Origin of the sequence: Pseudomonas quercus (genome assembly GCF_012033695.1) — a bacterium.
GTDB classification, from domain to species: Bacteria; Pseudomonadota; Gammaproteobacteria; order Pseudomonadales; family Pseudomonadaceae; genus Aquipseudomonas; species Aquipseudomonas quercus.
The window spans coordinates 1-9,641 of the sequence record NZ_JAAVJI010000028.1; the positions used below are offsets into that span (position 1 = coordinate 1).

The 9,641-nt window shown below is 50.2% G+C and carries 10 protein-coding genes and 2 pseudogenes; 11 read left to right on the top strand and 1 reads right to left on the bottom strand.

Annotation, left to right across the window (positions count from 1 at the left end):
• From HBH25_RS22565 to HBH25_RS23450, 6 genes are all read left to right on the top strand, one after another.
• On the top strand, nucleotides 1-2,178 hold a 2,178-nt coding region (locus HBH25_RS22565; RefSeq protein ID WP_178089114.1), incomplete at its 5' end, for a VENN motif pre-toxin domain-containing protein.
• 3 nt (nucleotides 2,179-2,181) lie between these two features.
• On the top strand, nucleotides 2,182-2,634 hold the full coding sequence (locus tag HBH25_RS22570) for a hypothetical protein (protein WP_168086181.1): 453 nt from the start codon (nucleotides 2,182-2,184) through the stop codon (nucleotides 2,632-2,634).
• Nucleotides 2,635-3,047: 413 nt separating this feature from the next.
• A complete protein-coding gene (locus HBH25_RS22575) occupies nucleotides 3,048-3,257 on the top strand; it encodes a hypothetical protein (RefSeq protein WP_218585516.1) in 210 nt (69 codons plus the stop codon).
• Between the two features lie 810 nt (nucleotides 3,258-4,067).
• Nucleotides 4,068-4,514 carry a hypothetical protein gene (locus HBH25_RS22580; RefSeq protein WP_168086182.1) on the top strand — a complete coding sequence of 149 codons (447 nt, stop codon included), beginning with the start codon at nucleotides 4,068-4,070 and terminating at the stop codon, nucleotides 4,512-4,514.
• A 169-nt stretch (nucleotides 4,515-4,683) separates the two neighbouring features.
• Entirely contained in the window at nucleotides 4,684-5,148 is a 465-nt protein-coding gene (locus tag HBH25_RS22585) for a hypothetical protein (protein WP_229632014.1), read from the top strand.
• A 32-nt stretch (nucleotides 5,149-5,180) separates the two neighbouring features.
• Nucleotides 5,181-5,378, top strand: a complete 198-nt coding sequence (locus HBH25_RS23450; protein WP_229632015.1) for a hypothetical protein — start codon at nucleotides 5,181-5,183, stop codon at nucleotides 5,376-5,378.
• 81 nt (nucleotides 5,379-5,459) lie between these two features.
• Here the strand turns inward: HBH25_RS23450 and HBH25_RS22590 are convergent, their stop codons facing one another.
• Nucleotides 5,460-5,750, bottom strand: a complete 291-nt coding sequence (locus HBH25_RS22590) for a DUF1484 family protein (RefSeq protein WP_168086183.1) — start codon at nucleotides 5,748-5,750, stop codon at nucleotides 5,460-5,462.
• Between the two features lie 417 nt (nucleotides 5,751-6,167).
• On the opposite strand from HBH25_RS22590, the pseudogene HBH25_RS23455 reads away from it, so the two are divergent.
• From HBH25_RS23455 to HBH25_RS22615, 5 genes and pseudogenes are all read left to right on the top strand, one after another.
• Nucleotides 6,168-6,380: pseudogene (locus HBH25_RS23455) on the top strand (S-layer family protein); the annotation flags it as partial.
• Between the two features lie 2 nt (nucleotides 6,381-6,382).
• Nucleotides 6,383-7,002: pseudogene (locus HBH25_RS22600) on the top strand (DUF637 domain-containing protein); the annotation flags it as partial.
• A gap of 40 nt (nucleotides 7,003-7,042) precedes the next feature.
• Complete coding sequence (locus HBH25_RS22605) at nucleotides 7,043-7,447, top strand: hypothetical protein (protein ID WP_168086184.1); 405 nt, start codon at nucleotides 7,043-7,045, stop codon at nucleotides 7,445-7,447.
• Nucleotides 7,448-7,659: 212 nt separating this feature from the next.
• Nucleotides 7,660-8,970 (top strand): VENN motif pre-toxin domain-containing protein, encoded by a 1,311-nt coding sequence (locus HBH25_RS23110; RefSeq protein WP_267874464.1) that lies wholly within the window; start codon nucleotides 7,660-7,662, stop codon nucleotides 8,968-8,970.
• A 2-nt stretch (nucleotides 8,971-8,972) separates the two neighbouring features.
• Nucleotides 8,973-9,362: a hypothetical protein gene (locus tag HBH25_RS22615; protein WP_168086185.1), complete on the top strand. Its 390-nt coding sequence runs from the start codon at nucleotides 8,973-8,975 to the stop codon at nucleotides 9,360-9,362.
• Nucleotides 9,363-9,641: the final 279 nt, after the last annotated feature.

Genomic DNA, 9,641 nt, shown 5'->3' on the forward strand with positions numbered 1-9,641 from the left:
CAGAACGTGAGTGGCGGTTTGAACTTCACCTTCGGCACCATGAAGGTAGGTGGCAACCTCAGCCTGGCCCAGGATCGCCTGAAGTCCAACTTCGACAGCGTCAAAGAACAGACTGGGCTGTTTGCAGGTAAAGCCGGCTATCAGGTAACGGTAGGGGACCACACTCAGCTTGATGGCGCTGTAATTGGCAGCACCGCCAGCAGCGATAAAAACAGCCTCATCACCGGCACCTTGGGCTGGACAGACCTGCGTAACCAGGCCGAGTTTACCGCGCAGCACCAAAGCGTGAACCTGAGCAGTGGCGGATCGCTGGGCGACCAGTTCAAGGGCAACATGGCCAGCACCCTGCTTGCAGGTGCCAACCGTAGTGGGCATGACAGCAGCACGACCTATGCAGCGGTGTCACCAGGGGCCTTGCTGCTGACCAAGCCGGCACAACAGACCCAGGATGTCGGCACCCTCAATACCGACGTGGCCCATGCTGCCAATGCACTAAGCCCCATTTTCGACAAGGAAAAAGAGCAACAACGCCTGCAGCAGACCCAGATGATTGCCGAGCTGGGTAACCAGGCAATGGACGTGATCCGTACGCAAGGCGCCATCCAGGCAGCGAAGGCCAAGACCGATCCGGTTGCACTGGCGGCGGCACGAGCAGCCCTTATTAAAGGCGGCAATAGCGACCCTTCTCCGACGGACATTGCGGATAAGGCTGCCAATACCGCTATGGCGGCCTATGGCACAGGGAGCAGCTTGCAACGCGCAGCGCAGGCGGTAACTGCGGCCGTTCAAGGCTTGGCAGGCGGTAACCTGCAAGCTGCCATCAGTGGCGCAGCGGCGCCTTACCTGGCTAACACCATCAAACAGAAGGCGGGCGATAACGACCAGGCCCGAATCATGGCGCAAGCGGTGCTAGGTGCGGTGGTGGCCAAGGCGCAGGGTAACTCGGCGGCTCCCGGGGCTACAGGTGCCGCCGTAGGTGAGCTGATTGCGGCCTCGATATACCCGAACACCAATCATCAAGACCTGACGGAAAGCGAGCGGCAGATTGTTTCTATGCTCTCGACACTGGCTGCAGGTCTGGCGGGAGGGCTCGCAAGCGGAGACGCTGCAGGTGGGGTAGCGGGTGCTCAGGCGGGCCAGAATGCAGTAGAGAACAACAACCTCAGCCAGACAGAAAGGATTGAGTTCAATCAGAAGAAAGCGGAGTACGCCAAAGGTTGTGCTGGCGCCGCCGCCGCTTCACCAGGTTGCCAAACACTGAAAAAGGAACTGGCAGCGCTTGAGGACAAAGGGCGCAGTATTCTCCAGCAAGAGTACCTGGCCGTGGGTAGCGACATGGGCACCGATACGGTGACCAAAAACGAGCCTGGGTCTGTAGTGCCCTGTGTAGGGTCGAGCAACGGTTATTGCGTAATCTCGAACACCAAAGTACAGACCCGAGAAGGTATGGAATGGGCACTCAGCCCCGCTAGTGACGTTCAAGCCCAAGCCCAGCTTGCTCAGAATCAACAGGACAGCATCCAGCTTGATCAGCGCGTACGTGAGAAAGGGCAGGAGTGGTTTGAGGGCGGATGTGGGGGCGTAGGGCCTGGCAGTACGCTGTGTCAGGCGTATTTCGCGGCGGGAGGGCAGAACCCCTTTACTGGGCAAGTAGCGTCGACAAGTGAGCGGATAGGGAATGCCGCTGCCTTGGCCCTTGGACTTCTGCCGTTCCTGCCGTTAGGATTGGGCGGAGCCTCGACGATAGTACGTAATCCAAACCTCACGGGCGCATTGACCGATGCCGAAGCGGGGATTTCGGTAGAGCGGGGTTCGTTAGGGGGGGCTAAAGCAACAGCCCAGATCGACAGTCCGCCCGTGAAGACTGGATGGAAGGTTGGTGATGATGTTTATAATCAAACGGCTAAAGGTAACGAGCCTTCATGGTCTACTGTCCGGTCTAGATTTTGGAAAAATGAGGCATCTGCTCCCGATGCTGCGAGTACATATGGATCAGAAAACCTTGAACGAATGGGTAAAGGGCTAGCACCGCAGCGTTATAATGCGGATAAAGGCGGAGTTGAGTCTATGGAGTTGAGTCACGAACCCATTCCTGCTCGGGATGGAGGGAAGGACTTTGTTCCTCGTTGGCCTCAAGATCACGCCGCAGTCGATCCTTACCGAAAGCCAGGATATTAATAAATGATGGAAACACTATCTTCAATGTTTCAGCGGACTTTAGGGGCCCCTATTGAAGTTGCTGAGGGGCTTGCGCACCCGATTTTTCAAAAAAAAATTAGGGCAGGTCGAAGCAGATTCTCGGCTCGAAGGTTGAAATCATCTAAACAGCTGGTGCCTGGACTGCGTTTAAAAGTGGTAAAGGGTGAGCTGGAAGTAGATAATCAGCATCACTCTGAAATAATTTTATGGGCTGATACTAGCCCGGAGTCAGTATTTTTTACGGTAGTATCAAGAAAAACTTGCCAACTAAAGATTTGGAATGTCTGGCGTACTAACGATATTGTACAGGCTTGGGTTGGAAACGCAGGAATTGTAATAACTGAGGAGAATTGCATAACGAAATTGGAGTGTAGTGGTGGCACTGAGATAGTCGATTTTTCTACTTTGGTTTACCAAATCGAGTCGATTGATTAGTATTCACTACTCGGTGCAAAGGCAATAGCTACTCTACGTACTCTACTAACTGGTCCTACTGAAAACTGGAAAACCTTTGTTAATACTAAAGAACAGATTCAACTGGAAGCAGGTGCTGGGCAACGTGTAGATAAAGTGATCAATGAAACTTTATCGGGAAGGAAAATTTCACGAGCTCTATGACGCTCACAACCGATGAGGCTCTATCGGCAGGGCAAAAATATCTTGGTCCCGAGTACAGGGAAATCGGTAAGCCCGGATCTAGGTTTTTTCACAGCGCTGATGGTACTAAGGAGTTCCGTATCGACTCAGGAGCACACGCTCCGGGAGTTCCGCATGTACATTTCGGAGTTAAACACCCTGTGACTGGAAAATATATTTCTAATAATCATGTTTCCTATGCGGACTAGGATATGGATATGTCTAGTGTTTGGAAGGGTATTGTTGTCAGTGGCGAATATTCTGGCTGGGAAATTGTTGTTGCGGACGATCGTGATGGCGACACTGGCGGGTATTATCTTTACTTAAAGAAAAGCGATGTTGAAGCGTTTGATTGCTGGTTTGAGCATGAAGCAGGTCTTCATGCTCAGCTAGATGATTTTGAGGTGGAGTGGATAGTTTAGTAATTTAATTAGCATGGTTTTTATTTGCTGTCGCTGCAAAAGGGAGTTGGACAGGATTAGGTTGCATTCTTTCTCCTGAAACAAGCAAAATATTCTGTACGCTGATAAGACAGGCAGTGGTGGAGATATGAGGTATGGATAGGGAGGGAATACATTTTTCCTGAAAGTTGGTCAGGAGATAAGATTGCTGGCGCGGTCGTCGATATCACGAAATATTTTGATGAGCGCGCTTCATCTCTTTCGGTGAGGTCACTAGTATATATTTTAATATCAGATTGCTCAACCTGCTCAAGAGGTCACAAAAGCGAAAGTATTACCATGGTGTGGACAGTCGGGGATGTGGCAGTTTTAGTCCAAACCTGTTCAGTGGTATTTAGATAAGGGGTATCTAAAGTGACAAGAGACGAACTGTAGTATAGCCTCGCGGTTATCGGGGTTAACGGAAATAACTATTCTTTGGGAGAAATTCAACACGGCGACTGTGTTTTGTGGTTTCAGAGCGTGGTGAGTGGAAAGTTTATTATGTGGAACGTGATAATCCCGCTGAGCTTGCAGTGTTTGAGACAGAGAATGAGGCATGCGATTTCGTATATGGAACATTCTGTAAATGGCTTGGAATGAAACTTAGGTAGTGGAATTTCTGGTTAAAGTGAAATTTTTTGCACTCAGGCTGATTGTGAAAAACTACTATAAGGTTGGGCTCTGACAAAAGATGAATTGATTTCGGGCTTGTCTGGAGAAACTAAGGTTGCACCAGAAAATTTGGTTATATCCATGGATTGCAAGAACCGTCTGACTGGAAAATGATACATGAACATGTTTAATTTTGAGTTGAGTGATTCTGTAGAGTTGTTTTATGGAGAAAAATGCTATGAGGGGAAAGTCTATCTACCAGGTTTGCAAGAAAAATTTTACGCGCCTAAGGGTTATTGGTCGAGAAAAGATTATATTGATCAGTGGAAAAGCTCTTACTTAAGAGGTGTTGATCAAGGTGGAAACTCTGTGTTGGTTACATCTATGCGCGATCCGCAGCAAGCGAATTTTTTTTCCGTATGGGTTCTTTACTGCTCTGGTGAGACTGTGTTTGTGCAAAATTCTATAATATTTATGGATGCTATTCGGAGTGGTTTTAATATTGACAGTGTCAGTGACTATGCCGGTGATCGTGAAACCATAGATGAGGACGGTAATCATATATCTGAGTGGGAAGTTAAAATAATTGATGTTAAAAGCTATTTTGATAAATTGCTTGGATGATATAATTTTATTTTTGGCAAGTGCTATAGTGAGCGCCATTTAGCATATAAGTTGTCTATCATATATGGATTTAAAGCTATTGCCTTTTGTATATTTGACTGTGATTTGGATGTTTGCATTAGCTGAATACTGAATTTTAATCTGGGGTTATTTGATAGCTTGAGGGTTTATGAGAATATTTTATTTAGTGGCGTTTGTTTTATTCATCTCGGGCTGTACAAACAAACCACTTCAACCCGAGATTGGCGCTCAAATACACACCATAAAAATACTTCCTGTCGTTTGGTCTCCTAAAGAATTTACCTACATCGGTCGAGAGCAAGCTTGGGGTATGGCGCTGGGTGCCGGGGCCGGGACCCTGGCCGGTGCTGCAACAGGGGCTTCGAAAATCGGGCAAGCGGCACTTGGTGGCGCTGGGCTGGCAGCGGGTATGAAACTGGGTGACTTGGCCTCTATGCCAACCTATCAAGCAATCATTTCCAGTATGAGTATCAATCAAATTGACTTAGGGGAAATAGTGAAGTCTCAGTTTGAGAACCAAATAACTAAGTTAAATAAGTACAAAGTGGTAGGCGTGGATGCCCAAGCTGACGCGGAAATTCAGCTAACCGTGGTCAACTGGGGTTTGGACTGACGCAAGGTTTCAGCAGCGTCATGTACCCTACCATGAAAGTTGAGGCAGAAATGAAGCAGGGCAAAACGGTTGTTTGGCGGTATGGAAACTATATTACGCCTTTCAATGGTGATAATACCTGTGCCTTTACGCCACTTGAATACCGCACTGATCCCGAAAAACTGAAGGCAGCCCTGAATGGAGTGGCTACTATTCTCAGCAAAAAGCTGGTTGAAAACTTGGGTCATTGATCAAAGCAGGCCTGAGCTTCGTATGCCAGGCCTGCGCTTGTTATGGTCGAACTCAGGCGCTAATTCATCCGGAGTGTAAGGCTACAATAAATTATCCAGCTCGCCAACGGCTGACAATACCTGCTCATGAAGCGGTGATAGTAGGCAGTGAAATTGGCTGCAGGTCATATGTTTATTCTCAGCTGTGTCCAGTAATTCAAGGACAGTACGCGCGGCGCACTCCGTCGCGTTAAGCTGATTTCTGACTTCATCCAATTTAGTTGCCGTCTTGCGCAGGCTTCTGATCTCTATATCAATTTCAGTGGCCGGAATAGAATCGGACTGCTGGATTAGTATTTCAAGATTTCTTTGAATCTCAATGAGGTTGGTCATTTCCACAAACCTCCATTCACTATCCCTACGTAGGCTTTGCTGTTCGCTGCATATAGAAAGGTTGGCGCAGCTCTCAAGACGACTGACGCCTCTTGCGCGCGTACTGAAATTTTGTAAATGCAAGTCCTGATAGAAAGACCCATAGATAAAGCTCCTTTGCATGTGGGAGCTACCCCAACTCGTCGCCAAACGAGCAGGGTGGCAGCTGTACGCAGGTTGGCGAACCGGGGCAAAGGAACCCGGCAGACTCGAAAGTCTCCCGCGCACAGCCGCCATAACACGTCATAGCAGGCACAAAAAAGCGCCTCTGACATGAAGTGGGCGCTGGTGCGCCTTTGCTTAGCCGGGTCGCCAAACCCGGTCGCTGGATTGACAGCGACGGGCAGAGGTTAACGGGTGGTAACGCTTCCTGCAACCGTTCAACAAGCCGTCACCGCCCGCACCGGGCAGGCGTTCATCGATGGGCAAACTTCCAATGAGGCCCAGTTCAAGTACCTGATGAACAACGCCCTGGCCAGCAAAACCGAGCTCAACCTCTCGGTGGGCGTCAGCCTCACGGCCGAACAAGTCGCCGCGCTTACCCACGACATCGTGTGGATGGAAAACGCGGTAGTGAACGGCGAAACCGTGCCGCCCGCACCGGACAAGCGTTCATCGATGGGCAAACCTCCAACGAGGCCCAGTTCAAGTACCTGATGAACAACGCCCTGGCCAGCAAAACCGAGCTCAACCTCTCGGTAGGCGTCAGCCTCACGGCCGAACAAGTGGCCGCACTTACCCACGACATCGTGTGGATGGAAAACGCCGTAGTGAACGGCGAAACCGTGCTGGTGCCGGTGGTGTACCTGGCCCAGGCCAGCGGCCGCCTGGCCCCACTGGCGCGCTGATCGCCGGTAATGACGTAACCCTGATCGCCGGCCAGAACCTGGACAACGTGGGCACCCTCAAGGCCGCCAACAACCTGTCCGCCACGGCAGGCAATGACCTGGTAAACAGCGGCCTGATCCAGGCCGGCAACCGCCTGGACCTGCTGGCGGGCAACACCATCGTCAACAAGGCCGGTGGCATTATTGCCGGCCGCGACGTGAGCGTGACCGCGGTTAATGGCGACGTGCTCAACGAACGCACTGTCACGGCCGTGGATTCTGCGGCTTATGGCCAGCGCCACACCGACTACACCGACAACGCCGCCCGCATCGTAGCCGCCAACGACCTGAGCGTGCAAGCTGGGCGGGACATCAACAACCTGGGCAGTACCCCGCTGCGCAGTTAAAATATTTTAAGGACCAGTTATGAAAGATGAAAGTATATTTGAACTATGTGCCAGTATTTTAACGCGCCTTGGGTTCGATGGCGAAACTCCGGTATCTTTAGTTCAGAAGTGGAGATTTTTTATTGAAGACTGCAGAGATGGATACCGTTGGGATTATTCTGAATACCTTAATGATATTAGATGTAGGTCCTTGTTGCAGCGCTTGCTAGAAGAGCAAAAAATTGCTGGCGCAGATGAGTTTAAAGAGATTTTTTATGAACTGAATTGCCTTGATAATATTTTTAAGGGCTTGCTGCAGCCCGACCTTTTTATAAGGGCGGGTGAGAAATGGTGGGAGAGAGGTGTATTGGCTCGTGCAGGAGAAGAATATTGTTTTTATATGAAAGCGGCGCACGGAATTGTGGTTGAAAGTATAGGTTGTTGAATACAAAGTAAAGCGGTGCAAAAGCCACTGTCTCTAAAGTCCTAATGCAACTAGTGCGTTGGCTGGCTCAGAGGCAGGCACGCTGGTTGAAAGGAATGTCTTGGAGACATGTCATACAATAATAAATCAAGCCGAGCCTGAAGTCCTGCAAAGGTGCCGCCGTAGGTGAGCTGATTGCGGCCTCGATATATCCGAACACCAATCATCAAGGCCTGACGGAAAGCGATCGGCAGATCGTTTCTATGCTCCCGACACTGGCTGCAGGTCTGGCTGCAGGTCTGGCTGGAGGGCTCGCAAGCGGAGACGCTGCAGGTGGGATAGCTGGTGCTCAAGCGGGCCAGAATGCAGTCGAGAACAACAACCTCAGCCAGACAGAAAGTATTGAGTTCGATCAAAAGAAAGCGGAGTACGCCAAAGGTTGTGCTGGCGCCGCCGCCGCTTCACCAGGTTGCCAAACACTGAAAAAGGAACTGGCAGCGCTTGAGGACAAAGGGCGCAGTATTTTCCAGCAAGAGTACCTGGCCGTGGGGAGCGACATGGGCACCGATACGGTGACCAAAAACGAGCCTGGGTCTGTAGTGCCGTGTGTAGGGTCGAGCAACGGTTATTGCGTAATCTCGAACACCAAAGTACAGACCCGAGAAGGTATGGAATGGGCACTCAGCCCGGCTAGTGACGTTCAAGCCCAAGCCCAGCTTGCTCAGAATCAACAGGACAGCATCCAGCTTGATCAGCGCGTACGTGAGAAAGGGCAGGAGTGGTTTGAGGGCGGATGCGGGGGCGTGGGGCCTGGCAGTACGCTGTGTCAGGCGTATTTCGCGGCGGGAGGGCAGAACCCCTTTACTGGGCAAGTCGCGTCAACAAGTGAGCGGATAGGGAATGCCGCTGCCTTGGCCCTTGGACTTCTGCCGTTCCTGCCGTTAGGATTGGGCGGAGCCTCGACGATAGTACGTAATCCAAACCTGACGAGCGCACTGACCGATGCCGAAGCGGGGATTTTGGTAGAGCGGGGTTCGTTAGGAGCAGGTACTTCTGTTGATGGTGCCGGCGGTATTGCCGTTGCGCCTAAAGCGATCCCATATGAACCAACGGGCTCGGTAATTTTACAAGGTGGCGCTCCTGTATGCGGACCAGCCTGCGCAGCAATGACAATTACCGACAAAACGGGTGCGGCTATTAGCCTTGAAAATGCAATTGGAAGCTTTGTAAACGGGGTTAGGCCGACCGGTGTTAATACTTTGGAATTATCAGATGTGATATCTAAGGCGGGAGTTAAAAATACTGTAAGCACTACTATGCTACCTGAGCAGTTGAACAAAGCGCTGCAAGAAGGGGCTAGTGTTATCGTTCAGGTTCCCGCTGGCCAAGGAAAACACTTCATTATTGTTGATAGTGTTAAGTCTGTTGATGGTGTAAGTTACTATATGACACGAGACCCATATGTCGGGCCGAGAGGTGTTCAGCAAGGGCTGTTAGATGGCGCAATGTCAACAGGCGTTAATGCCATTGTGATAGGGAAGTGATAATGAATATCGGCGATACTATTGAGCTAGATGGTTGGTTGGTTATTATTGATTATAAGCTTTTCCTCATACCGGAGAACTATTCAGAAAGCTATGAAGACGGTGAAAAAATTGAGATATCTAACCCTGAAATAATTTTTTCTGTGATGGATGAAATCCTTCCCTTGGCCGGAGGAAAGAGCTTTATATTTCATAAATCTAAGATCTCAGGGGTCTTGATAGAGATTTCACCGATGAAGATTAAGCCAACAGCTCTATCTGTAGAGGAGAGGGGGCGTGGTTTTATTTCTATAGATATTAAGGGGGATTTTGAAAAACATAAAGCTCGATACGAGGATCTCCTTAAAAGGAGACAGAATGTCAAGTCCGATGACTGGCTAGATTACTTGTAGGTACAAAGGCCTGCTGCCCTGTCAAAACGCTCATCCATGCAGTGAGCAAATTGAAATGGTGGTCTACTTGATTCGGTAAGGTCCTCCTGAGCAGATCGCGACCGGGCGGGACCTGCTTTTACGCAGCCCTCAGGACGCTAACGACTACGCCTCGCGCCAACAGAACGTGAGTGGCGGTTTGAACTTCACCTTCGGCACCATGAAGGTAGGTGGCAACCTCAGCCTGGCCCAGGATCGCCTGAAGTCCAACTTCGACAGCGTCAAAGAACAGACTGGGCT

Bases quoted from the DNA above. Each gene is read 5' to 3' on its own strand.
- HBH25_RS22570 (WP_168086181.1), top strand. From the start codon at position 2,182: ATGATGGAAACACTATCTTCAATGTTTCAGCGGACTTTAGGGGCCCCT.
- HBH25_RS22575 (WP_218585516.1), top strand. From the start codon at position 3,048: ATGGATATGTCTAGTGTTTGGAAGGGTATTGTTGTCAGTGGCGAATAT.
- HBH25_RS22580 (WP_168086182.1), top strand. From the start codon at position 4,068: ATGAACATGTTTAATTTTGAGTTGAGTGATTCTGTAGAGTTGTTTTAT.
- HBH25_RS22585 (WP_229632014.1), top strand. From the start codon at position 4,684: ATGAGAATATTTTATTTAGTGGCGTTTGTTTTATTCATCTCGGGCTGT.
- HBH25_RS23450 (WP_229632015.1), top strand. From the start codon at position 5,181: ATGAAAGTTGAGGCAGAAATGAAGCAGGGCAAAACGGTTGTTTGGCGG.
- HBH25_RS22590 (WP_168086183.1), bottom strand. From the start codon at position 5,750: ATGACCAACCTCATTGAGATTCAAAGAAATCTTGAAATACTAATCCAG.
- HBH25_RS22605 (WP_168086184.1), top strand. From the start codon at position 7,043: ATGAAAGATGAAAGTATATTTGAACTATGTGCCAGTATTTTAACGCGC.
- HBH25_RS22615 (WP_168086185.1), top strand. From the start codon at position 8,973: ATGAATATCGGCGATACTATTGAGCTAGATGGTTGGTTGGTTATTATT.